This is a genomic window from Paenibacillus timonensis (assembly GCF_022427145.1).
Classification (GTDB): Bacteria; Bacillota; Bacilli; order Paenibacillales; family Paenibacillaceae; genus Fontibacillus; species Fontibacillus timonensis.
Map to the genome: position 1 here is coordinate 58,361 of NZ_JAKSXN010000010.1, position 24,938 is coordinate 83,298.

Genomic DNA, 24,938 nt, shown 5'->3' on the forward strand with positions numbered 1-24,938 from the left:
CGATTTCGGCAAAGGAGAAAAAGGAGAGTAATGTGCGCCAGGCGCACATTACTCCGGTTCAAGGTTTCATAAAGAGCTGTTCTATTCGGTATAGAGATACCATCTTCGCACAAGCGGGATTCGTTTCCATTGTTTCTTGAGCCAAGGAAGTACGTAGTAATCCAAGCCAAACGTGCTGCCCGATCCGCCGATCAGGGCGACGCCTGCGGTCATGTACCACAGCATTTCCGTCGAAGCCATGCTGGAGGACCAGATCATGACGCCAAGCGCGACGGTGGCTGCCGATGCGATGGCGGTGAAGAGACCTACGATGATCATGACGCCAAGCGCGATTTCCGCAAAGACCATGAAGAACTGGAATACGGTAGCCAGAGCGGTGTAACCGCCGTCCGAAGTGTAGAAGAACACATCCATGAACCAGCCAACGATCGATTTGATGAATCCAGGCACCGGTAAGGCGGTAACCGCCGTCGAGGCGCTTTCTACAGCCGAAGCTGCCGCTTGGGCATCTACGGTCTTCGTCACTTCGCCGGCTGCTTCACTGGCCGCCGAGATGACGTCGGCATTTGGAGAAGCCGGAATCAAGAAGATGTTCGATGGATCTTTCCAAACCTTCGGAAGCTTGTCGAGGCCTTCCTCCAGCCATTTGTAGCCGACGAAGATCCGAAGCGGCAGGAGCCAGAAGTTCGGCGAACGTTTTGCAAAGTGACCGCCAACGAAGCTTCTGCGATTGTTCACGTGGAAGAATTCGTGCATCATATAAGTCCATACTTTGGCAAAACCAGCCACGGTGAACAGGTAGTACATGTTGATCAAGTGCTTGCTGAACATGGCCATGAAGCCGCTCAGCATAAACATTTTGTTCGGCAGACCGACATTCGCTACGCCGTAGCGGCTGCCGATACAAACCATGGTTCCGTGGAAGCCCGGTTTATAAGACTTCTTCGGTTTGCCGTGAATGTCCGCATGAATGTTGTGCGCGATAAGCGGACCGGCTTGCTCGGCATTTTCAACCATCTGGGGTACCGGACGGGTCTCGCCTTCCGGAATGAAGAAGATGTTGTCGCCGACGATATAAACGTTCTCGTGATCGATGCTTTGCAGCTTATCGTTCGTTACGATCCGTTTGCGGCCTTCCTGCTTCACATCGAGCTTGCCGACGAGTTCGGAGCCTTCGACGCCGGCCGTCCAAACGATCGTGTCGGCTTCCAGCTCTTTGCCTTCGCCAAGCTGTACGCTGGTCGGCGTTACGCCGGTGATCTTGGCGCTCGTAATGATTTCTACGTTCATCTTGTGCAGTCGTTTCGCAGCTTTTTCGATCAATTTGTCGGGCAGGATCGGCAGGATTTTCGGAGCCATATCGGCAACGACCAGGCGAACCTCGCTCGGATCGATAAAGAACTCTTTGCACAGCTCGTCGCGGAATTCGGCCAATTCGCCAACCAATTCCACACCGGTAAAGCCGGCGCCTACTACGACGAAGGACAACATTTTGCGGCGTTTGGCCGCATTGCGAACCTTCGCTGCCTCGCTGAATTTGTTGCGTACTTGCTCTTTCAAGCGTACGGCGTCTTCATAGGACCATAGCGTCAGCGCATGTTCCTCGGCGCCCGGGATCCCGAAGAAGGTCGGTTTGCAGCCGGTACCGATAACGAGGTAATCGTATTTATAAGTCGTTTGCTCGGAACGAAGTTCTTTGGCGTTAAAATCAATGTTATCGATGGAATCCAGAACCACGTCGACTTTTTGTCCGGCAAAAATCTTTTTCAGTTCGATTTTGACCGAATCTTCCGGTGCCCGATTGGCTGCGACTTCATGCAATTCCGTCAACAGTGTGTGGTAGGGGTTCCGGTCAATCAGCTTGATCTCCACGTCTTTATCTTTTTTGAACAGTTTGGCCAGATGCTTGGAAGTAACTACACCGCCATAACCGCCGCCCAAAACTACGATTTTCTTCAAGAGATTCACCTTCTCATTTTAGGGTGGGTGGTAATATGCGATTATTTCGCTTGTTCAAGTGCCTTGGTCACGAGTTCGAAATAAGATTGCAGCGAGATCGTAGCACCGGAGATGGCGTCGGTTTTGCCTTCTTCGTTAAACGTCACGGCTGCCGGATCTTGCTTTTCAACCAGGAAAGCTTCGGCTTTAGCGGCTTCTTCGTGCCATTCGGCTTGCGCGCCGCCGGCTTTCATGCCGTATTTGCCGTCGATCGATGTTTGTTTCTTGTCTTCCCCTTTTTCGTTCACGCCGCTGAGGTTAACTTTAACGATCTTGCCTGCCGCAACAACGACGTCAACGGTATCTTTCCAACCGGATTTCTCGTCGAAGGCTGCTCCTTCGGCATGGTAGGTGCCGTCTTTGTAAGGACCGACTTCAACCGGACCGGCGGCCAGCGCTTGATCAGCCAAGTTAAAGAATTCACTTACATGGACGGAAACGCCGGCAATTGCATCGGTTTTGCCTTCTTCATTCAAAGTCACCGCTTTAGGATCCTGTTTCTCGATCAGGAACTGCTCGACTTTCTCGGCTTGTTCATGCCATTCGGAAGAAGCGCCGCCGGCTTTCATGCCGTATTTGCCTTCTTTGGAGTAAGTCACTTTATCGACAGGAGCCTTTTCGCTCAGTCCGTTCCACTTGGCTTCCGTGATCTTGCCGCCGGAAACCGTCAGAGTTACGTAGGACTGCCAACCCGATTCCGCATCCACTTCACCTTGAGCATAGTACACGCCGTCTTGATACTTGCCTTGCTCTGCAGCAGCGTTGTTGCCGCCGGCATTTGTTGCGTTGGTGGCAGCAGCGTTGTTTGCCGGTTCTGCCGTGTTCGCGCTGTTCGCGTCATTGTTCGACCCGCAGCCGGCCAATACACCGAGCAGCAGGGCACTGCTAAGGATAATTGAAGCTTTTTTCATGATAGAGACCTCCAGTGAATGAAATATATATATTAAAATGTGAAGACATTTTAATAACGGGAATCGGGTGGGGAAAACCTTGAAAAAGGCTGGTTTTATGAGGGGTTCGGGAGTCCCAAAACCTTTGTTCGATGGAATTTTAGCATATTAAAATAGGTGTTAATGTGAAATTAATCACATGAGGTGTGATATAAAACAACTCCCCAGAACGGCAGAAGCGGCGTCCCATAAGGGATTGAACAGTTGAAAACGATTACCTAAATTTTAAATATTTATTTTTTTAAGATGGTGTGGTTTCGGGGGCGGGGAGAAGTTCTTATATGGGGATCCGCTCGCGTTCATTTGGTTCTTCACCGGGATCGGTAACCTGCTGCCCGGAGCGATAGACCAATTACCTATCCAGAATAGGCTTAAAAGCCCATACTCCAGGAACGTGCAGGCCGTTTAGTCATCCGAAAAGAGGGCTTATAAACAAAAAGTTCCAAACGGCTTATGAAAATAGTCATGACAACTGCCGATATAAATAGAAGCGGGCAAGCCCGAAAATATCGCGAGACGGAAAGAAGGCATCCTCTTTGACGGTGTACAGGACGTTTATTTCGCGCCTTTTACTTAATTACGCAGCCGGCTCCTTGCTTGCGGTCGTCGCGATCGCGAGTCTCATCGCTGCCGCGCCTTTGGATATATCCCCATCGGAATATGCCTGGCTGATCGGTATTCTGGGCCTTTCGCTATGCTGCATGCTGGGGTTGGAATGGATCGTGTTCGCCCGGCAAATCAAGCCGATCCGCAGCGTATTCATGGAGGAAGTCGGCAGCTACCAGACGCTTCAAAATGTATACATACGCACGCACCGCTTGCCCTCTCTCGCCGTCAAGCGGATTCTCGGGCCCCATCTATTCGGCCTGGTCGTTCCGGGCGCGGGCTTAACGTTGGGGCTGATCCAAGCCGGCCGCCTGTCGATTCCGCCTTACTATGTGCTGCTCGCCGCTCTGGGCGGCATACTGGTCAGCGGCATGCATGCATTGGTTGAATATTACTTAACCTCCTATGCGATCCGGCCGGTATTGGAGGAGCTCATCGCCTGGAGCCGCAAGATGTTTGGCAAGGAATTATCGCTACATGGAAGGGTTATCGTCCCTGTATCGCGAAAGTTAATATGGAGTTTTTTCTTGATGAGCATGACACCGTTGCTGTTGTACAGCTTATCGATGCAGTTCCGGCTTGAGAACTACGGGCATGGCGCCTATGCCTATTGGCAATGGGCCGGGTACATATTAGCCGTGAGCATCGTATTTGCGTTTATCGGTTCCCGGCTGCTGGCACGCGAAATTATGCTGCCGATTCAGCATTTATATGAACGGATGGCCGAAGTGAAATCCGGGAGCATCCGAACCGGGGCCAGCGATTTGTTTTCTGACGAGTTTTCCCGTCTGGTGACGGGATTTAATCATATGCTGCGAGGGCTGCAAACCCAAGCATCCCGCAACAGCCTGCTGGTGGACAGCTATTTCGGTACCCTGGCAGCGGCGCTGGACGCCCGCGATCCGTATACGGCCGGCCATTCGCTGCGGGTCGCGGAATACGCGGTCAAAATCGGCGAGCTGGCTGGTTTGCCCGAAGAGCGCATCGATGAACTGCGCAAGGCCGCGCTGCTCCACGATATCGGCAAGATCGGCATTCGCGATGCGGTTCTTCTGAAGGAAGGCCGGTTGACCGAAGAGGAATGGGAGCAAGTTAAGCAGCACCCCGCGCTCGGGGAGGCGATTTTAAAGCAGGTGGAGCCTGCGGACGCAATGGCCCCTTATTTGCCGGGGGTCCGGTCTCATCATGAACGCTATGATGGAGGGGGCTATCCGGACGGCTTGTCCGGGGAAGAGATCCCGCTGTTCGGACGGATTATCGCCGTGGCGGACGCCTTTGACGCCATGACCTCCGATCGGCCTTACCGCAAAGGCTTGGACCGGGACCAAGCGATCGAGATTCTGGAGCAGGGCCGCGGAACCCAGTGGGATCCGTATTTCGCCGAATTGTTCGTACAGCATTACCGGCGGGACAACCAAAGCAAAGAATCCGGCTGATCTGCGGAACAAGCCGATTCATCAATCAGGAGTGAGGATATGGGGATCGGTAATACCTTCGTGCTGAATCTGAGCTTGTTGATCACGGTGGCCTATTTGGCCAATATCCTATATAAATACGGTTTAAGGAAAATGTCGCAGAACACCCTCTACATCCTGTCCGTTCTGTTGATGATCTTATCGGGCTGGATCTGCATGAAGTTTGGATTCCGGCTTAAAGATGACGCCTTGTTCGACCTGCGCCTGGTGCCGCTGATTATAGCGGCTTTTGTGTATACGCAACCGTTGACGATGGTGTTGATCGGGGTGGGTATCGGCTTGGCCCGGCTGACGTTCGGCTACAGCGAAGCGGCGATGGTCGGTTTGCTGAACCTGACGCTGCTCGGATTTGTTTGTGCCGGCTTGAACTTCTGGATGCGGCGCACCCGGCATCACGTTGCCTTCAAAGGCATCGTTACGATCCTGGTCGTGAATGGGGTAAACAGCCTGAATATCGCCCTTTTCGGAGTGATACCGATGCGGCGCTACTTGCTTGATATCATGCCGGTCGCGCTGCCGATGAGCATTCTGCTCAGCCTGGGGTTTGCCCTGATCCTTCGCGACTTCCAGCTTGGAGCGAGACAAAACCTGGAGCTGAAATACGCCAACGAGCTGCTTCGCAAACAGACCGACGAGCTTCATAAAGCCAAGATCGGATTGGAAGACCGGGCCAAGCAGCTGGCTCAGGCTTCCAACTATAAATCGGAGTTCCTGGCGACGATGTCGCACGAGCTGCGGACGCCGTTGAACAGCATCATTAATCTAGCTGAAATGATCGGCGAGTCGGAGGAAGCCGGCGAGGATATCACGGAATACGGACGAATTATCCATAAATCCGGACATGAGCTGCTGCAGATCATCAACGACATTCTGGACCTGTCCAAAGTCGAGGCGGGGCGTCTGGAGATTACGAACGAGGAAGTGGTGTTGGCGGAGATCCCCGTCTGGATGCAGGTACAGTTCGAGCGGACTGCCGCCCAGAAGAATATCGAATTCGTTATCCGGCAGGAGCCGGGCTTGCCGGCTTCGGTCATCTCCGACCCGCAGCGGATCGTCCAGATCCTGCGGAATCTGCTGTCCAACGCGTTTAAATTTACGCACGAGGGGCGCGTGGAGCTGGACATTCGCAGAGCACCGGCGGACGATACGTCGACCGGGGAATGGTTGGTCTTCACCGTATCGGATACTGGCATCGGCGTAGCGGAGGAGAAGCAGTCGTCCGTGTTCGAGGCATTCCATCAGGCTGACGGGTCGATTAGCCGGAGATACGGGGGGACCGGTTTGGGCCTTTCAATTAGCAGCAACCTGGCCCGGCTGCTCGGCGGATATATTCGCATGACCAGTAAGGAGGGGCAGGGCAGCGAGTTTTCTTTCTATTTGCCCATGAGACCGGCTCGGGAGCATCACGAAGAGTGAAGTTCGTTCACCAAGTTGCCGTGATGGACCGATTATCGTTAAAATGGGGAGAAGAAAGGATGGGATGACAGGATATGGAGAAGCAAGTGATTTCCACGACGGCCGCGCCGGGTGCGATCGGCCCGTATTCTCAGGGGATTCAACTGGGAGATCTGATCTTTACCTCGGGCCAGCTGGGGCTGGTACCGGAAACCGGACAGCTGGCTGAAGGGGTCGAAGCGCAAGCCGCGCAGGCCCTGAGAAATGTTCAGGCCGTTCTGGCTGCTGCCGGGAGCGGATTGGACAAGGTCATCAAGACGACCGTATTTCTAAAGGACATGAATGATTTCGCCAAGGTCAACGAAGTGTACGGTTCGTTTTTCGCAGAGCCGTATCCTGCGCGCAGCGCCGTCGAAGTGGCGCGCTTGCCGAAGGACGGCCTGGTAGAAATCGAGGTTATCGCGATCAAATAAGAAGGCTTAAGGCCGGCTCGGTGAGCCGGGAAGCTGCCGGAGGCGAAAGCCTTTCGGCGGCTTTTTTCTGTGAGGAAAGGGACGATGCCATGTCTAGGATGACTAATCCCGTTCATAGGAGCGCAGGAAGGAGATCCATAACGCGTAAACGATCAAGGCAAGAGCCCCGGCGCCGGAGACGACGGTTACGACGCGGTACAGTTGAGGTCCGGCTGCAATGGCGCCATACCCCCAAGCGAACGTGAGCGGAACGATGGCGTCCCGCCATCGGAATCCAACCAGGCAGGCGCCGGCAAGCCCGACGGCGAGGAGCACGAGGGTGAGTCCGGGTTGCCATGGGCCGAAATGGGGGATTTCGGATAGACGGGTATGAACAAGCAAGGCGTCAAGGCTGGCCAGCGCAGTAACGGAAATCCACCCGAAATACAAGCTGAACGGCAGGCGCACGAACCAGATTTCTGCGGCAGCCGGACGGAGAATTTGCCGGGTGCTCCGGTACATGGAAGCCGCCACAATCACCAGCAGGAGCAATGCCGTCAGTGAAATCAGGGGATGACGATCGCCCAGCGTGACCCAGAGGATGGAGAGCAAGCAGGAGAGCAGGAACCGAACCGGCATAGGCGTAACGGAGAACGGCTCGCGGGTTGGCTGCAGCAGCGGATAAAGAACCCAGCCCGTCAACAAACCGTAAATGAGCAGCCAGATCGAGAAGGTATAGCCTGCCGGCGTGAGGAGCGCGTGCAAACCGTCCGAGAGTTCTTCTGGCTGGCGGTCGCCAAACGGAAGAGACGCTGCCGCTAGGTTTGCCGCCATCAGCGCCGCAAACGAAGCGAGATTGCACCAATAACTTGCCCGGCTACGCATCATGGGAATCGACCTCCTTCGATCGTCATGCTACCATGCAATATTCCCCATTTTTCCTTAAAAGATAAGAGTGGGATTGCCGAAGAAGATAGGGTGGGAAGGAAGGCGGTTTTAACAACCGCGGTTTTCGTATAAGATGTTAGTAATGAATTTTGGGTAGGAATCAGGATAACCGACGGGAGATCATCATGAATCAACGTCTTTACGGAATATGGCTGGGCGATGTGTTGTTTTGCTTCTCCGGAGAAGTATCGGAGTCGAAGGTGGATGCCTGGACCGCAGTGCTCCGGCGCAAGGAGCTGGAGCCGGGAGTCCGGCCTTTTCAGCATGCCGTGCTGCGGCTGGCGGAGGTCAGGTATCCGGTCTCTTCCGTGCGAAGGTCCTATAAGAACGGGGATCGGCGGAGTCTGATCGGCCGGTCGCTCGAGGGGTTGGCTCTGCCTGTGTCCGAAGCATGGCGTCTGCTGCTGCAGTGGGACGAATCGGTTTGGGAGGAGCAGGGCATCAAGCCGGGGGCGGAAATGAGCTATTGGAGCAAGGCGGCCCGGTTTGCCCTGGAACTGCTGCTGCGCGGCCGGGTTGCGCCGTCCATACGTCCGGTGGCAGCCACCGGACGACGCCGCGGCGCACAGGGGCAAATGCGGTCGGCCTGGGGGCCGCTGTTGACGGATCCGGACGACGCGGCGCGGTTTCAGCGGCTGGCCGGCGCGATGCCGCCGATCTGTCTGGCCGCGGTGCAAACAGGAGCGGGAGCATCCTCCGAGGACGAGGGACTGCTTGAGGACCGGCAGATGGCGGTGCTGCATTCTTTCCTGATCGCGATGATCGACCACGAAACGCGCGGGGCCGTTAAGGATCTGGGGCGGAAGCTGAATGCCAGCCGGGCGGACTACCACCGGGGTTCGTCGCCGCTCGCCGAGCTGTGGTGGAACGGTTTGCTGACCGGCGGGCAACCTGCGGATATCCAGGGCAGCGCGGCGGAGTTGGACCAACTGAGCGCAGACATTGCTGCTGCCGGGGGCGGCCGTCCCCGGGCGGAGGATCCCGAAGCCGGCGGTCTGGCAACGGGGAGCCTGCGCCTCTGTCTGCGCGTGGAGCCTTATCAAGAAGGCGGGGTAGGGGGGGCCGCAGCGGTCTCGGCTTGGCGGTTAAGCTTCTGGGCTGAAGGAGCCGAGGATACGCGCGTTCTGCTACCTGCAGGGCTCATCTGGAGCTACCCTGAGCCGGACATGGAGATTCACGGTCTGCTATACCGTAACGTACAGGAGAATTTCCTGTTGCGGCTGAGCAAAGCGGCTGGCGTATCCCGGGAAGTGGCTGCTGCCCTCCAAGCCCCGCGGCCGCAGGAATTGCTCCTGGAGCCGGAAGAGCTGTTTGCGTTCTTGAGCAAGTCGGTACCGCCTCTGCGCAAGCATGGGGTGACCGTACAAATGCCGAGCCGCTGGACCCGTGAGGGGAAACGCCCTGCCGGGATCCGCATCAAAACGCGCGGATTCGTGAACGGAATGCCGAATGGCGGGGAGGCCGGAATGCCGAAGCTAGGCGTAGACCAGTTGGTCGCCTTTGAAGCGGAGGCGCTGCTAGGCGGGCGCGAGCTTACCCGGGAGGAACTGGCCGAGCTGGCGTCGGCGAAGCTGCCGCTCGTTTTTTTTCGCGGCGAATGGATTGAAGTGGACGTGAAGGAAATCCGTCAGGTGCTGAAGTTCATGAAGCGCCATGAGAACGGGACCCTGACCTTTCGGGAATTGATGCACTTGGCTTCCGGCGAGGAGGACGTGCAACTTGAGGGCGTGGATATCGCCGGCATCGAAACAACGGGGATGTTATCGATGCTGATGGCCGGCGGAGCGGTTCGCCAGCCAGCCCCGAGGCCGGTGCCTTCCGGGCTAAACGGAACGCTGCGCCCGTATCAGGAACGGGGGTACCAGTGGCTGGTCACGATGCGCGAGCTCGGGTTCGGCGCGCTGCTGGCCGATGATATGGGCTTGGGGAAAACGGTGCAGGTGATCTCCGTGCTGTTGGATGGCGCCCGGCAGACGGAGGGCAAAAGCCTGATCATCTGTCCGACCTCCCTTCTGGGCAACTGGCAGCGGGAATTCTCCCGCTTTGCTCCGGGGCTGCGCTTGTACGTGCACCATGGGAGCGACCGTTATCGCGAGGACCGCTTCCTGCAGGAGTACCGGGCATGCGACATTATTCTGACGACGTATCAGTTGGCCGGCCGCGATGCCAAGGAGCTGCGTGCGGCGGAATGGACGACGGTGGTGCTGGACGAAGCCCAGTACATCAAAAATTACGGAACCAAGCAGGCGCAAAGCGTGATGAAGCTCAGCTCGCCGCACCGGATCGCCATGACGGGCACGCCGGTCGAAAACCGGCTGAGCGAGTTGTGGTCGATATTTCAGTTTCTGAATCCCGGATACCTAGGCACGCATGCATCGTTTCGGACGCGGTACGCCGGTGCCGCGGGCGAGCAGCAAGCGGGCGAGCTGCAGAAGCTGCGGAAACTGGTAGCGCCCTTCCTGCTGCGCCGCCTCAAGAGCGATCCGGATATCCGCAAGGACTTGCCGGAGAAAATCGAGCTGAAATCCTACTGCGCGCTGACCGTTGAGCAAGCCCGCCTGTACCAATCCGTGACGACGGAACTGCTTGGCCGAATCGGCAACCACAACGGCATCGCCCGCAAAGGTTTGGTGTTATCCTCGTTGACCCGGCTGAAGCAAATCTGCGATCATCCGGAGCTGGTTCAGGGAACCCGGTCGCCGGAGCAGGCCGCTTTTGGGCGCTCGGGTAAGATGGAGCGGTTGGGCGAACTGCTCGACATGATTATGGACAGCGGGGAAGCGGCGCTGATTTTCACCCAATACGTACGGATGGGTGAGCTGCTGCAGGCACGTTTGACGGAGCGTTACGGTATCCGGCCGTTTTTTCTTCACGGCGGCGTGCCGAAAGCCGACCGGGACGCGATGGTCCGGGCGTTTCAGGACGGCGAGGGCTCGCCGATCTTCGTGTTATCGCTGAAGGCGGGCGGCGTCGGCCTTAACCTGACTCGTGCGAACCACGTCGTCCACTATGACCGATGGTGGAACCCGGCGGTGGAGAACCAAGCTACCGACCGGGTGTTCCGGATCGGACAGCAGAAGAACGTCGAGGTGCACAAACTGATCTGCCAAGGGACGCTGGAAGAGCGGATCGACGAATTGATCGAACGAAAAAAATCGCTGTCCGAGCAGGTGGTCGGCTCCGGCGAGCAATGGCTGACGGAAATGAGCGACGAGGAGCTGCGAAGCCTGATCATGCTGCAGGAAGGCGGGCTTTTCCCGGAAGGGGCGCTCGGCTGAACAAACTTACGCCGGGTTCGGTTCGGATGCGGGAATGGGCAGAATGGTGCGGGCGATGTGTGCCGGTTCGAAACCGAAAAGCGCATTGGAGATGAAAAAGCTGCGAGGAGGAATACGCATGACCAGGACCAAGACGATAGCACAGGAGCCCGGCGAGCCGAAGGTCCGTTATGAAGCGGACGGGCTGCGGGTAGAGTTGGAACCGGATCATGCGGTGCTGATCCCGGTGTCGCCGCCGGCGGAGCGGGAGAAGCAAGCGCTGCTGCGGCGGCTGGCGGAACGGCCGCGCCTGGCGGCGGCGCTGGCCGAGCACGGGGCCGCCGGCATCGCGAAGCTGCTGCCGGCGGAGCGCGCACCGTGGCCGCTCGGCGAGGGCGAAGCGGCGGACAACGCCGCAAGCGCGAAGGCAGCGGCAGAGGCAGAGGCGGGCGGCCGCGATCGCATCGGTCGCGGGCCGGGCAGCGGCGGCGAAGGCCGGGAGAGCGGCGCTGCTGCCGCGCCGAGCCCCGGCGAGGACCGCGAGGCCTCGGGCGCGTGGGGCGGCCTGCGCTGCGCGTGCGGCGACCCGGGCTGCGCCCGGCTGGCGCCGGCGCTGACCGCCGCCCGGGCGGCCTGGGCGGCCGACGCCGAGCTGCGGCTGCGCCGGCTCGGCTGGACGCGCGAGGCGCTGCTCGCCGCCGTCTGGGCGGCCTGGGCCGCCGAGGCGCCGCTGGCGGACGCCGAAGCGGCGCTGCGCCGTGCCGCCGGGCCGCGCGAAGGCGCGCGGCGCGAGGCCGCCGGCCCGGGCGGCCAGCCGCTGGCCGAGCGGCTGGCGGAAGCAGCCGAGCAAGGCCGGCTGCACCAGCCCGGGCCGGAGTTCCACGACGTCGACGTGGAACTCGGCCCCGCGGGCCCGGCCGCGGCGGCAGGCGCACAGCCGCCGGGGCCGGACCCGGCGCCGTGGGCTGCGCTGCTGCCCGGCGTGCGTGGTGCGGCGACGGGGCTGTCGCTCGTCGCCGAGCGGGTCATGCAGCGGGCGGAGGAACTCGCCGCCCCGCTGCGCAGCCGACCGCGCTGACCTGTCGTACACGGTCAGCGCGGCCTGGTCCAGCGCGGTGGCCCCGTCCGCTCATCGGGGCCGTCCGTTGCATCACGTCACCGGACTGTCTCCCAAGCAACAGACGTACCGCCCCGCACCAGACCACACTCACGCAACAGACGTACCGCCCCGCACCAGACCACACTCACGCAACAGACGTGCCGCCCCGCACCAGACCACACTCAAGCAACAGACGTACCGCCCCGCGCCAGACCACACTCACGTAACAAACGTACCGCCCCCGTACTAAGCTACACTCCCACCCAAGCGGTCTCAAAAGATCCCATGCTCCCTAAACAAGCGCGCTTCTCTTAGCTTGATGCATCCGTAACAGACTTATTTTGCGCACTGCGCGGTCTACGCTCCAAGTTCGCCCAAGCAGACCGGCGTTAAATTCTCGGTCGTCCACATTTCCCTCCGTTTTGAGAGAACTTTTTCTCGGTTATTCCTTCTCGCCTCCTCCTGCCGGGCGACGGACCGCATCCCTGGGTTTAGGTCCGGCCCTTTGCACCGAATGTTGCATTTTCTGCAACATTTGAAGCCCATTCGCCCCTTAAATAGCGAAAATGTTGTATTTCCTGCAACATTTTGGCCGTATTACCCGCCCCTACGGGCAAAAATGTTGTACAATCTGCAACATTTCCCGTGCTAGTCTGGTGGAACTCGGTCATATGTTGTACTAATTGCAACATTTGTCCTGGACGTAGGCCGAACTCCGGCGCAAGTGAGGGCGCTAGCGTGTTCTCCGACGTGGGGGAAGACCGAAGAGGCCGCGTCCTGAGTCGCGGGACGGTTTCACGGGGGGGCAAAATCTGGTATGATAATGAATATTTCGCGGGGAGGAATCACGTCATGAATATTTTACAACGGTTGAAAGACAGTGCGGGCAAGGTTACCGATCGCGCGCAAAATGTCGTGGAGATCGGTAAACTGAACACCCAAATTTCAAATATCGAACGCGAACTCGGTTTATATTTTCAAAAAATGGGCGAAGTGTTCTACGAGGCTTACCGGAAAAAGGATATGGCCGATGCGGAGAAAGAGATGCTCGAGCTGGCCAAGACCTGTGATCTGCTGACGGAAGAACGCGACGAAATTCGGTTGAAAATCGCCGAGCTCAAAAATGAACGCCTTTGCGGCGCCTGCGGCCGGAACGTGACGGAGGACGCCTTGTTCTGCCAATATTGCGGCCATAAGCTGGTCAAAGCCAAGCAAGCCGTTCCGGCGGAACTGCTGAAGCCTGCCCCGGAACCGGTGCAGCCTCCGGTGGCTCGCGAGGCGGCGGTCAGCTCCGAGCCGCCCGTCATGGAGCCGGCAGCGATCAGCGAGATGGATACGCTGGTGCTTGCCGCTTCCCTGGTTCGCGAGAAGACGGAGCCTCGGGAACCTGCGCAGGCACCCGAGGCGGCGGAGCCGGCCGATCCCGAGGAAGAGGAGCGGCGCCAGCGCGAGCTGGAACGGGAACGCAAACGCCAGGAAGAGCTGGATCGGCGCATTCGCAGCTGGTCCCAGAACGCCGCCGCGCCGCAAGCGGAGAGTCCTGAAGTGGTGATCGGCGGCGTGGCCACCGTCAAATGCCAAATCTGTTCCTCTACGCTGGTGAAAGGCACGAAATGGTGCCCGCACTGCGGCTCGGAACAAATTTGACGCCACGCCGCGGCTGAGCAAAGTTCATCAGGTTGTCATAAAGTCAACGGCCGCGACAGAGCATTCATTCGTAGTAATAGATAAGCATGCGGTATTCGCCGGTACGGCGGCCCAGGAGCAAAGCGAGAAGAGCGGCTCCGCAGCTGCCGTGCCGGCTTCGCTTTTACGGCGCCCTCGTTGGGCTGTCCCCCCGCTTTGGCGGATGCTCCCGCCTTCGGCGGGGGATGCTATACCGCATAATCCAGTGATTAGGAGCGTGAAGCGCGTGGAATGCATCGTACATTTTGACGTCGTACATAAGGATGAGGTGAAGAGCTTGCGCGGGCTGCTTTTCCTCGATCCCGGGAAGTCTCCGTCCGAAAGCGACTTTCTGCAAATGTTCGAAGAGATGGGATATAAGCTGCGTCTGGAGGATCGGCAAAACCTCGTGTTCAAGCCGACGGAAGCCGGCGCGGATTACAGCGAGATCCGGGTACGCCACCTCGACACGGGCGAGAAATCCTCCAAGGAAGACGGCGAATTGAAATCGCTGCTCACCAACCTTTTGCCGCGGGAGCCTAAACCGCTTTAACCCGGTGTTCATCGCCATTCACCCCGCGACAATCTTGCGAGGCTTTGCAAAGTTTTCACGAAACCCTCGAAATTCCTCTTCCTCTTCCCGGGCGGGATGCGTTATACTTCTAACATTGTGTGCTCATCCATGAATTTTCCGTATAAGTGCAGGAATCGGCCTGCATGTCTCTACCTGATCACCGGAATGATCGGACTACGGAAAGTAACGCTGCGCATAAGCCCGGGAAGCGGAGGCTTCAGGTTGGTTATCGCCTGATGGCCTGGTTTCGCTTTTTTCTTCGGGCTCGCACCGTGTGCTTTCTGTCTACATGTCCATTTCCGTTCAGGGAATGGGCTTTTTTGCGTTTGGCTGCTATTTAGAAAATCATCGATGTGGAGAGGGGACAACAGGAATGAAGTTGCTGAAGGACAAGGTGATGGCAGAAGGAATCGTACTGGGGAACCAGGTATTGAAGGTGGATTCGTTTCTCAATCATCAAATGGATCCGGTACTGATGAAGGAAGTGGGGGCCGAGTTCGCCCGGCGGTTTGGCGGTGAAGGCATTACGAAGGTGTTGACGATCGAATCTTCGGGGATCGCCCCGGCGATCATGACGGCGTTGGAGCTGGGCGTCCCGATGATCTTTGCGCGCAAGCATCAGTCGCTGACGTTGAAGGATAACATTTATGTGGAAAAAGTATACTCGTTCACCAAGCGGGAGACGAACGAGATCACGGTGTCGAAAAAGTTTCTGCGTGCGGACGACCGGGTGTTGATCGTAGACGATTTCTTGGCAAACGGCGAGGCTGCCTTCGGACTGGCTCGCGTTGTGGAGAAAGCCGGGGCCGCCGTCGCCGGCATCGGGATTGTCATCGAGAAGTCGTTCCAACCGGGGGCGCGGCTGCTTACGGAAGCGGGGTACCGCGTTGAATCGCTCGTTCGGATTGCCTCGCTGGAAGACGGCGCGGTGGCTTTCGTCGAGGATGCACCTAATCATTCATGCGATTAACTATCAACCCGAGGAGGAACTTGAACCATATGGAACGCGAACGTATTTTTCAAAAACACCGTCATCCGCTCAAAACTTTATCGCTTGGCTTGCAGCACGTGCTGGCAATGTATGCCGGGGCTGTGATCGTACCGCTGATCGTTGGGGGAGCGCTGAATTTCACGGCGCAGCAGCTGACCTATCTGATCGCCATTGACCTGCTGGCTTGCGGCGTTGCTACGCTGCTTCAGGTGTGGGGGAACCGTCTGTTCGGCATCGGCCTCCCGGTCATGCTCGGCTGCGCTTTTCAGGCCGTGTCGCCGATGATTGCCATCGGACTGACGGACGGCGCGGGGGTCTCCGCCATTTACGGCGCGATCATTGCTTCCGGGCTGTTTGTCTTTCTGTTCGCCGGCTTGTTCGGCAAGCTGATCGCTTTGTTTCCGCCGGTCGTCACCGGCTCCGTCGTCACGATCATCGGCGTTACGTTGATCCCGGTGGCGATTTCGGATCTTGGCGGCGGCAGTCCGGGCGAAAATCCCGACTTCGGAAGCCCGCTTAACCTCGCGCTTGGCTTCGGGGTATTGCTGTTCGTCATTCTGATGAACCGCTTTGCCAAAGGCTTTCCGCGTTCGATCTCCGTATTGCTGGGACTGATTGCCGGGACGCTGGTGGCGGCGCTCGCCGGCAAAGTGGACTTGACGCCGCTCCAGGAAGCCAGCTGGTTTCATGCGGTACAGCCGTTTTATTTTGGTAAACCGACGTTTCACGCCTCGGCGATTCTGACGATGATTCTGGTGGCGATCGTTAGCGTAGCGGAGTCGACCGGCGTATTCATGGCGCTTGGCAAAATCGTGGATAAAGAGATTACCGATAAGGATTTGACGAGAGGGTACCGGGCGGAAGGGCTTGCGATCATGCTCGGGGGGATTTTCAACTCGTTTCCGTATACGACGTATTCGCAAAATGTCGGGCTTGTCCAAATGAGCCGGGTGAAAACCCGCGACGTGATCGTGGTGGCCGGCGCGCTGCTCATCCTGATCGGCTTCGTGCCAAAGATCGCCGCCCTGACGCAGCTGGTACCGACGTCGGTGCTCGGCGGAGCGATGATCGCGTTGTTCGGACTCGTCTTGTCCTCCGGGATCCGGATGCTGGGCGACCAGGTTGATTTGAACCGGCATGAGAACCTGCTGATCATCGCTTGTTCCGTCGGCATGGGACTGGGTGTGACCGTGATGCCCGAGCTGTTCGACCGGTTGCCGGCCGCGCTGCGGATTTTGGTGGACAACGGAATCGTCGCCGGCAGCTTTACGGCCATCGTGATGAACCTGCTATTCAACGGCTGGAGGGGAAACCGCAAGTCTGCTTTGGCGGAAAGATCGTCCGAATCCAACGAAACCGCCAGAGCTACGGCATAAAGCAGCGCGGTCCGATCGAAAGACTACATCCGCTGCAGCTGTTTCTCCGCCAGTTCGCCGATCCAAGGCAGCTTCAGCCATTTGCCTTGGAGCGTGGCCAGCATGAGCACCAACCAAAGCGTTACGCCCAGCAGGGTTAGCAGCAGATTGACGACCAGGCCGATGACCGGAAGGAAGCCGGACAAGGCGTGGGCCAGCATCAGGCCGCCAAACAGCATGACCGACTGCAGGGCGTGGAACAGCACGAATCGGCTGCGCCGCTCCAGGGCGAGGAAAGCGACGCCGCCGACAAAAGCGAACAGGTAACACAGGAAGCCGGCGACGTTTTCGTAGAGGCCGGTGGATGATTTGAAAGGGGACATAAGGACGATACCTTCTTTCGGGAGAGGATTGTCTTACCCTAAATGTATGACGAGCCCTCTCACGTAAGAACCAGCTCGGCCCGCTCGGGCGCGAACCACTGCTGTAAAATATCGTTTGCAATCACCTCCGCGGCTTCGGGCCGACGGAGGTTTTCGATTTTTTGGCGAATTTCGGCCAGGCGATGCGCGTCCCCGAAGAGGGCATCGATTTCCTCGGTCAGCTCCGCAGGGGTACGGGCGATGCAGGCGACGCCTTTTTGCGCAAGGTAGCGCGCGTTATTTAACTCTTGCCCGGGAACGGGGCGGTACACGAACATTGGCAAGCGGCAGGCCAGCGCTTCGGACAACGTAATGCCGCCCGGTTTGGTTACGATGCAATCGCTAATCCGCATGAGGGCGGCTACCTGCTCGACGTATCCCAGAAGATGTACGTCCGGATGGGGAGGCAACTGGTCCTGAAGCGCGCGGTAAAGCTCGCGGTTTCGTCCGCATACGGCTATGATTCGGTAACGTTCCAAGGCGGCCAACCGTTCGATAACCTCGCGAACCCCTTGCATGGAACCGTAAGCTCCCGCTATCAGCAGGACGGTGGTTTTACCGGAGGAATCCCCCGGAAGCAGCCCTTGGAGGGGGGGAGGAAGCGCCTCGCCTTCGGGTTGTGGGCGGCGGGCGAATTCCGGCTTAACCGGGATGCCGCTCACCTGAATCCGATCTCCGGGAATCCCGCGGTTGATCATTTCTTCCTTCATGTCGTCGGTCGCGACGTAGTAGCGGTCGACCCCGGAGTGAATCCAACGTCCGTGCAGGTCAAAGTCGGTGACGATGTTGGCGAGCGGCAGCGACTGACCGGTCCGTTTCAAGAGCCGGGGCATCGCGAGTTGGGGGAAGGTATGGATGATGAGATCCGGACGGGCCTCCCTTAGGGTTTGCTGCAGCTTACCGACTCCAAACGAATTGATGACTTCGAGCAGCGGCGCTTCTTGCGGCATCTGCTTGGTGGCGTTATAGATCCAGCCGTAGAGGCCGGGGATCGTTTTGAAGCTTTGCAAATACACGAACTTGGTTAGCCCGTTAATCAGCGGGTGCGCCTCGGCCATCAGGTCGAGCAACGTGACGTCGGTCAGGCCCTTGCTCCGCAAGCCGGCTTCGACCGCTTTGGAGGCTTGGTAATGCCCATCCCCGTAACTGGCATATAAAATGATGATTTTCGGAGGTCGGGTAATCATGGCTGGTTCACTCCTCTTCATGTCCAGGCAATGGCAATAAAGTTGCTTGTAGTTTGCCCCCGCATCGCGTTTATAAATAATATTAGGGAAAGCGGATAAAAAATGTACGTTTGGAAGAAAGCTGAAACCTGATCCTGAATATGTTACAATAAGGGAATAGGAGGTCATTCCATACAACTGAATAGCCGGCACGACTTCATGAATGTGAACCTACACTTTTCGGCAGCATTTACCTTAAGCGTTCTGGGAGGGAATCATTATGGCAACGAAAGGTCATGACGAAGTGAAAGAAAGTTTACGGGAAATGACCCGAATCTTCAAACCGAAGGATCCGAAGAAGTTCGTGAAAGAATATGTCCGCAAGTATCGTATTATGGGCGGCTATGAAGAGGAATTGACCCACCTTGTTGAGCATGAGCTCGGGAAATTGGACTCGTCCGTTTCCTGAACCATTTAAATGGATGCATATCGCCGTTCCGTCGCCTTAGGCGTTCGGGACGGTTTTTTTCGTCCGTTCCCACATATATTAAATTGACGGGAACGCACGAAATGAATCGTCGTACGGCAGCGGGAGGAGAATCAGGACGTGAAGGTACGTATAAAAACCAAAGAGGAAATCGAGCGGATCCGCGAGGCGGGACGGATATTGGCCGAATGCCACCGCGAAATCGCCAAAATGATTGGGCCGGGAATGACCACCTTGGAGATCGACGCCTTCGTGGAGTCGTTTTTGGAGAAACGGGGAGCTACGGCGGAGCAAAAGGGGTACCACGGCTTCCCGTTTGCGACCTGCGCATCGATCAATGACGTGGTTTGCCACGGGTTCCCGGGTAACCGCAAGCTGGCGGCCGGAGACATCGTCACGATCGACATCGTCGTAGGGAAAAACGGCTGGATGGCCGACTCCGGCTGGTCCTACCGGATCGGACAGGTGAGCGATGAGGCGGAAAAGCTGCTCACGACCACCGAGCAGGCCTTGCTGGCCGGAATCGCGCAGGCCGTCCCCGGCAAGAAGATCGGGGACATCGGGTATGCGGTGCAGCGCGTGGCGCAAGCGGCGAACATCGGCATCGTCAAGCCGCTGATCGGCCACGGCATCGGCCGGGCCATGCACGAAGCGCCGGACGTGCCGAACTTCGGCCGGCCGCGCAGCGGGGTATTGCTGCAGCCGGGCATGGTCATCACGATCGAGCCGATCTTCACCGGCGGGGATACCGGCGCCGTGTTGTGGGAGGACGACGGCTGGACGATCCGCACCGCGGACGGCAGTCTGGGAGCGCATTACGAACACACGCTGGCGATCACGGAAGACGGACCGCTGGTGCTGACGAACGGGGAATAGGGTGATTTAAAAGAGAGAGCGAATGCTCTCTTTTTTTCTTTAATAAGGTTGCTCCGAAACCTAAGGTTTCGATCGGTTATTTAAGGGGAGCACGCCGTATCCATTTCGCACCGTTACGTTCTGCCTACGTCCGGCCTATGCCGCTTGTGTCCGCCTACGTCCGCCTACGTTCCGTCGCCGCAATGCCTTCTTTCTGCACTCTAACGGAACTCAGAGCCGTTATTCATCGGATTTGGTAATGTCCCGATCTCTAACGGAACCAGGAGACCTTATTTAGGATAAACAAGGCGAAATCCTGGTGATCTAAGCCCAATAAGGGCTCTGGGTTCCGTTACAGCGGGAAATGGCCGGGAAATGATTAAATAAGGTCATTACGTTCCGCTAGAGTTACTTCTAGAAAGTTAGTTAGCAATAAGATACGTCCATTAGATGCCCGGTTCATCTGGCCCCATGCCACTCCATGTTACTTCAACGCACCTAGGTCACAACGAACTCAAGTTTCCTCGCATCCACCCGCCCCATGCCACTCCAGTTACTTCACCGCACCTAAGGCAACAAGCCCCGCGCTATCTCCGCCGTTACTCGGCGCTAGGCTCTCTCCACCAGCCCGTCAGCCCACCGTCCAACACCAACTCAACTTTGACAGCATCCCGAGCATTTCGCGCCCTCTGTGGATCCACGGAGGTGCCGTTTGCGATGGAATGTCCCTCCTGAAGTCCGTATCTCCAAGCAGAAAAAGGGGGCTTTTTCTTCAATTAAATGAAATAAAGTTTGAAGAAATGTCAAAAATGAAGCAGAGCAAAAAAACGTCACAATTCGCCGGGAAATGTTCAAAAATGGCAGCCTTTTCAGGCGGTGTCGAAACGGGGAAAACGTTAACAAAACCTTTCGTGGTGCGGCTTTTCGGATTTTTGAACAATTTGTGAACTGCCCCTGAATCATTGACAAACGAGGGGTTCGATCATATATTTAATAGGTGATTGTTGTAATTGACAGGAATGTAGTATCCGTGATAGACAGGTAGATTTTTAAGTGGTTTAAGCTGGAAATCTCTGTGATGCTGCGGAAGAAAACGTAAGAAGTGGGGTAGATCAATGATGAAACCGTGGAAGGCTGTTAAGCGGCTGGCACCTTTGTTTGCCATGCTGGCGCTCCTCTTGTCCGCATGCGGCCGCGAAGACCTGTCCGTGCTTAGACCGCAGGGTCCGGTAGCCGAGGGTCAGCTCGGACTAATTAAACTGTCGATTACGATCATGGTAGTCGTCATGCTGATCGTATTCGGGATTGCCGCTTACGTGTGGGTTAAGTACCGCCGCAAGCCGGGTCAAACAGATATTCCGAAGCAAGTTGAAGGCAACCACAAGCTGGAGATCATCTGGACGGCCATTCCGCTGGTCCTGGTGCTGATCTTGGCGGTTGCTACCGTGCAGAAGGTATTTGCTTTTGGCGAGGACTATTCGAAGGATGCGAATGCGGTGAAGGTGAAAGTCACCTCGCATTTGTTCTGGTGGGAGTTCACTTATCCGGAATACGGAATCACGACGGCCCAGGACTTGATTATTCCTACGGGCAAGAAAATCGCGCTTGAGCTGAAGACGGCTGACGTGCTGCACTCCTTCTGGGTGCCTTCGCTCGGCGGCAAAACGGATACGAATACGGACGGAACGATCAACAAAGCTTGGCTGGAAGCCACGAACGAAGGGGTTTACCTCGGGAAGTGTGCCGAGCTGTGCGGGAAATCCCACGCGTTCATGGAATTCAAAGTCAAGGCGGTTAGCCAGGAGTCCTTCGACCGTTGGGTTGAAGCGATGAAAGCGCCGGTACAGACGATTCAAGATCCGGCCGTAGCCGAAGTATTTAAAACGCAATGCTTGAGCTGCCACGCCGTTGGCGATCAAGGCGGACCGATCGGGCCTAACCTGACGGGCATCGGCAGCAGAGAGACGGTAGCGAGCATTTTACATAATGCGGAAGCGTCCGGCAAACCGATCGACGGCAAACCGGTCAAGGATAATTTGGTGGAATGGCTGACGGATCCGCAGAAGGTGAAACCGGGCAACAAGATGCCTAGTCCGAAGGAAGACCTCGGTCTGACGGATGCGGAAATCGAAGCGATCGCCGACTACTTGGCAAACAGCAAATTATCTTATTAATCTTGCGTGCCTCAAAGGACGGCATGGATGGATAGGAATTAAAAGAGGGGGTACAAACCTTGGCTCATGCTCACACTGTCAAGCGGCACAAGGGGTTAATGGACTGGTTGACGACGGTCGATCACAAGAAAATCGCCATTTTGTATTTGGTGGCGGGCGGCTTCTTTTTTGGGATCGGCGGCATCGAAGCATTGCTGATCCGCGTGCAGCTGGCGAAACCGATGAATGATTTCGTGACGGCGCAGCAATTTAACGAATTAATCACGATGCATGGCACGACGATGATTTTCCTTGGCGTCATGCCGGTCATCTTCGCCCTGATGAATGCGGTGATTCCGCTGCAGATCGGGGCCCGGGACGTGGCGTTTCCGTTCCTGAACGCCCTCGGGTTTTGGACGTTCCTGTTCGGCGGCTTGCTGCTGAACCTTAGCTGGATTATGGGCGGCGCGCCGGATGCCGGCTGGACCTCATATACGCCGCTGTCATCCTCGGCTTACAGCCTGACGCACGGGGTCGACTTCTATACGATCGGCTTGCAGATCGCCGGTCTCGGGACGCTGATCGGGGGCATTAACTTCCTGGCGACGATCATCACGATGCGCGCGCCGGGCATGTCCTTTATGCGGATGCCGATGTTCACCTGGACGTCGTTCGTCACGTCGGCGATGATCCTGTTCGCTTTTCCGGCGATCACGGTTGGGCTTGTATTGCTGACGTTCGACCGGATTCTCGGCGCTAACTTTTTTAACGTGGAAAGCGGCGGTAACCCGGTGTTATGGCAGCATATTTTCTGGATTTTCGGTCACCCCGAGGTTTACATTTTGATTCTGCCGGCATTTGGAGTTATCTCCGAAGTGGTAAGTACGTTCTCGCGCAAGCGGTTGTTCGGTTATAGCTCGATGGTGTTCGCCACGATCCTGATCGCCTTCCTTGGCTTCATGGTTTGGGCGCACCACATGTTTACGACAGGGATGGGGCCGGTGGCCAACGCGCTGTTCTCCATCGCTACGATGCTGATCGCCGTTCCGACGGGGATCAAAATCTTCAACTGGCTGTTCACGATGTGGGGCGGGCAAATCCGCTTTACGACGGCGAACCTGTTTGCTTCCGGATTTATCCCGACGTTCGTCATGGGCGGCGTTACGGGGGTCATGCTGGCTTCGGCGCCGGCGGACTACCAGTATCATGATACTTATTTCGTTGTAGCGCATTTCCACTACGTTATCGTCGGCGGTCTAGTGCTTGGGCTGTTTGCCGGTCTGCATTACTGGTGGCCGAAAATGTTCGGCCGCATCCTGGATGAAAGATTGGGGAAATGGGAGTTCTGGTTCTTTATTATCGGCTTCCACCTGACATTCTTCGTGCAGCATTTCCTTGGGCTTATCGGGATGCAACGCCGCGTCTTTACGTACCTGCCGAATCAAGGCTTCGACCTGTTGAACCTGGTTAGTACGATCGGCGCGTTCCTGATGGGCGTTGGCGTGATTTTGTTCCTGGTCAATATCGGCATTACGGCGAGAAAGCCAAAAGGCGTTGCGGGCGATGCTTGGGAAGATGGCCGTACGCTGGAATGGGCGATTGCCTCTCCGCCGGAAGAATATAACTTCAAGCAAATTCCGCTGGTGCGCGGCATCGATGCCTTCTGGAAAGAGAAAATGGCCGGGAACAAGGAAATGACCCCGGCGGAGCCGGTTGGACCGATTCATATGCCGTCGCCGACGATTCTTCCTTTCGTCATGTCGGTAGGCTTGTTCATCGCCGGTCTGGGCTTTATGTTCACCAACGATGACTTCGGCAACGGTTTAATGAACTTCCTGTTCAACAACTATATCGTCGTTGGCATCGGTCTGGCGATCACGTTCCTGTGCATGCTGCTTCGTTCCTTGTTTGACGATCATGGCTGGCACATCGAACCGGACGAATTGAATGGGAAGGGGGTCAAAGCATGAGCACGCCAAACACATCGCATGTAACGGGTACGCTGCCGCATGAACCGGAGAAGGCGACGCTGGAAGGACGCAACAAAATTCTGGGCTTCTGGTTGTTTCTCGGCGGCGAGGCCGTCCTGTTTGGTACTTTGTTTGCGACCTTCCTGACGTTGCGGAACCAAATCGCCGACGGCCCGGCGGCCAGCGAGCTGTTTAACTTACCGATGACGGCAGCCGCGACTTTTATCCTCTTGGTCAGCAGTTTAACGAGCGTTTTCGCCATCCAGGCGATGCATCGCGGCGACAAAGGGAAGCTGGCGGGTTGGTTAGGCGTAACCGTGCTGCTCGGCCTCGCATTCCTTGTGCTGGAGATTTATGAGTTTGCCGAGTACGTACTTCATGAAGAGTACGGGATGACGACAAGTGCGTTCAGTTCGGCGTTCTACACGTTAGTCGGCTTCCACGGCGCGCACGTGTTGTTCGGGATTTTGTGGATTTCCCTGCTCATCGGGCAACTCTTTAAAAAAGGCCTGACCGTCGTTACGGCGCCGAAGATTTACGTGTCGGCCATTTACTGGCACTTCATCGACGTTGTCTGGGTGTTCATTTTCACGGTTGTCTACCTGCTCGGAAAGGTGGTCTAACGGATGGTTAATCAGGAATCAAACGGCTCGCCGACGGTGAAGCACCGCCAGCGGCATGAAGGTCCGGAGAAGCATATCATCGCGTTTATTTTCTCCATCGTCCTGACCCTGATCGCCTTTGCGGCGGTTGCGGCCGGTGGGGTAAACACCGGGTTCACCGTCATATTGCTTCTGGTGATGGCGGTACTGCAGGTGCTGGTTCAACTGGGTTACTGGATGCACATGAAGGATAAAGGTCATTTGATCCCGATCATCTTCATGGCCGGCGGATTTTTCGTGGCATTTACCGCGATTATCGCCGCTTTATATTGGATGTGGTGGTAAACGGAAAGAGGCGGGTTTCGCTGGACGGCGGGCCCCCTCTTTTGCGGGTTAAACCGCAAGATTTCATAATAGGCTTGGCACAGAAACGGTACCGTCCCTCGGGGACGCTGTCACCGTTTTTGTCGTATTTGCGGGCTTGTTCACAATTTGGACAGAACTAACATCGCTGCGGA

Annotated in this window: 20 protein-coding genes and 1 riboswitch; of the genes, 15 read left to right on the forward strand and 5 right to left on the reverse strand. The window is 56.9% G+C overall.

Going from position 1 to position 24,938, the window contains the following annotated elements; translation table 11 throughout:
* Positions 1-81 precede the first annotated feature (81 nt).
* Positions 82-1,959, reverse strand: a complete 1,878-nt coding sequence (locus MJ257_RS05695; protein WP_240268325.1) for an NAD(P)/FAD-dependent oxidoreductase — start codon at positions 1,957-1,959, stop codon at positions 82-84.
* A gap of 41 nt (positions 1,960-2,000) precedes the next feature.
* A complete protein-coding gene (locus MJ257_RS05700) occupies positions 2,001-2,909 on the reverse strand; it encodes an FMN-binding protein (RefSeq protein WP_240268326.1) in 909 nt (302 codons plus the stop codon).
* 581 nt (positions 2,910-3,490) lie between these two features.
* On the opposite strand from MJ257_RS05700, the gene MJ257_RS05705 reads away from it, so the two are divergent.
* The 3 genes from MJ257_RS05705 (at position 3,491) to MJ257_RS05715 (ending at position 6,897) form a co-directional block, all read left to right on the forward strand.
* Positions 3,491-4,990 carry an HD-GYP domain-containing protein gene (locus tag MJ257_RS05705; protein ID WP_308193165.1) on the forward strand — a complete coding sequence of 500 codons (1,500 nt, stop codon included), beginning with the start codon at positions 3,491-3,493 and terminating at the stop codon, positions 4,988-4,990.
* Positions 4,991-5,029: 39 nt separating this feature from the next.
* Positions 5,030-6,445: an ATP-binding protein gene (locus MJ257_RS05710; RefSeq protein WP_240268328.1), complete on the forward strand. Its 1,416-nt coding sequence runs from the start codon at positions 5,030-5,032 to the stop codon at positions 6,443-6,445.
* 74 nt (positions 6,446-6,519) lie between these two features.
* The gene (locus MJ257_RS05715) at positions 6,520-6,897 is read left to right on the forward strand and encodes a RidA family protein (protein ID WP_240268329.1); all 378 of its coding nucleotides are present in this window, start codon (positions 6,520-6,522) and stop codon (positions 6,895-6,897) included.
* A gap of 102 nt (positions 6,898-6,999) precedes the next feature.
* On the opposite strand, the gene MJ257_RS05720 is transcribed toward MJ257_RS05715, so the two are convergent.
* Positions 7,000-7,764, reverse strand: coding sequence for a TspO-related membrane protein (locus MJ257_RS05720; protein WP_240268330.1), 765 nt, complete (start codon positions 7,762-7,764; stop codon positions 7,000-7,002).
* 185 nt (positions 7,765-7,949) lie between these two features.
* On the opposite strand from MJ257_RS05720, the gene MJ257_RS05725 reads away from it, so the two are divergent.
* The 6 genes from MJ257_RS05725 (at position 7,950) to MJ257_RS05750 (ending at position 16,786) form a co-directional block, all read left to right on the forward strand.
* Entirely contained in the window at positions 7,950-11,102 is a 3,153-nt protein-coding gene (locus MJ257_RS05725; protein ID WP_240268331.1) for a DEAD/DEAH box helicase, read from the forward strand.
* A gap of 118 nt (positions 11,103-11,220) precedes the next feature.
* A complete protein-coding gene (locus tag MJ257_RS05730) occupies positions 11,221-12,159 on the forward strand; it encodes a hypothetical protein (protein ID WP_240268332.1) in 939 nt (312 codons plus the stop codon).
* Positions 12,160-13,032: 873 nt separating this feature from the next.
* Positions 13,033-13,827: a zinc ribbon domain-containing protein gene (locus MJ257_RS05735; protein ID WP_240268333.1), complete on the forward strand. Its 795-nt coding sequence runs from the start codon at positions 13,033-13,035 to the stop codon at positions 13,825-13,827.
* 265 nt (positions 13,828-14,092) lie between these two features.
* Positions 14,093-14,398 carry a hypothetical protein gene (locus MJ257_RS05740; RefSeq protein ID WP_240268334.1) on the forward strand — a complete coding sequence of 102 codons (306 nt, stop codon included), beginning with the start codon at positions 14,093-14,095 and terminating at the stop codon, positions 14,396-14,398.
* Positions 14,399-14,516: 118 nt separating this feature from the next.
* Positions 14,517-14,616, forward strand: a riboswitch (purine riboswitch).
* A gap of 176 nt (positions 14,617-14,792) precedes the next feature.
* Positions 14,793-15,389, forward strand: a complete 597-nt coding sequence (locus MJ257_RS05745; protein ID WP_240268335.1) for a xanthine phosphoribosyltransferase — start codon at positions 14,793-14,795, stop codon at positions 15,387-15,389.
* 29 nt (positions 15,390-15,418) lie between these two features.
* Positions 15,419-16,786: a nucleobase:cation symporter-2 family protein gene (locus MJ257_RS05750; protein ID WP_240268336.1), complete on the forward strand. Its 1,368-nt coding sequence runs from the start codon at positions 15,419-15,421 to the stop codon at positions 16,784-16,786.
* Between the two features lie 23 nt (positions 16,787-16,809).
* Here the strand turns inward: MJ257_RS05750 and MJ257_RS05755 are convergent, their stop codons facing one another.
* Positions 16,810-17,148 (reverse strand): DUF4870 domain-containing protein, encoded by a 339-nt coding sequence (locus MJ257_RS05755; RefSeq protein ID WP_240268337.1) that lies wholly within the window; start codon positions 17,146-17,148, stop codon positions 16,810-16,812.
* Between the two features lie 59 nt (positions 17,149-17,207).
* Complete coding sequence (locus MJ257_RS05760; RefSeq protein ID WP_240268338.1) at positions 17,208-18,374, reverse strand: MGDG synthase family glycosyltransferase; 1,167 nt, start codon at positions 18,372-18,374, stop codon at positions 17,208-17,210.
* 259 nt (positions 18,375-18,633) lie between these two features.
* Between MJ257_RS05760 and MJ257_RS05765 the strand changes: the two genes are divergently transcribed.
* The 6 genes from MJ257_RS05765 (at position 18,634) to MJ257_RS05790 (ending at position 24,765) form a co-directional block, all read left to right on the forward strand.
* The gene (locus tag MJ257_RS05765) at positions 18,634-18,822 is read left to right on the forward strand and encodes a hypothetical protein (protein WP_059042463.1); all 189 of its coding nucleotides are present in this window, start codon (positions 18,634-18,636) and stop codon (positions 18,820-18,822) included.
* Positions 18,823-18,960: 138 nt separating this feature from the next.
* Positions 18,961-19,716 (forward strand): type I methionyl aminopeptidase, encoded by a 756-nt coding sequence (gene map, locus MJ257_RS05770; protein ID WP_240268339.1) that lies wholly within the window; start codon positions 18,961-18,963, stop codon positions 19,714-19,716.
* 1,094 nt (positions 19,717-20,810) lie between these two features.
* Positions 20,811-21,869: a cytochrome c oxidase subunit II gene (gene coxB, locus MJ257_RS05775; protein ID WP_240268340.1), complete on the forward strand. Its 1,059-nt coding sequence runs from the start codon at positions 20,811-20,813 to the stop codon at positions 21,867-21,869.
* Positions 21,870-21,967: 98 nt separating this feature from the next.
* Positions 21,968-23,818 carry a cytochrome c oxidase subunit I gene (ctaD, locus tag MJ257_RS05780; protein WP_240268360.1) on the forward strand — a complete coding sequence of 617 codons (1,851 nt, stop codon included), beginning with the start codon at positions 21,968-21,970 and terminating at the stop codon, positions 23,816-23,818.
* Complete coding sequence (locus MJ257_RS05785) at positions 23,815-24,441, forward strand: cytochrome (ubi)quinol oxidase subunit III (protein ID WP_240268341.1); 627 nt, start codon at positions 23,815-23,817, stop codon at positions 24,439-24,441. The genes ctaD and MJ257_RS05785 overlap by 4 nt, the downstream gene beginning before the upstream one ends.
* A gap of 3 nt (positions 24,442-24,444) precedes the next feature.
* Positions 24,445-24,765, forward strand: a complete 321-nt coding sequence (locus MJ257_RS05790; protein WP_240268342.1) for a cytochrome C oxidase subunit IV family protein — start codon at positions 24,445-24,447, stop codon at positions 24,763-24,765.
* Positions 24,766-24,938: the final 173 nt, after the last annotated feature.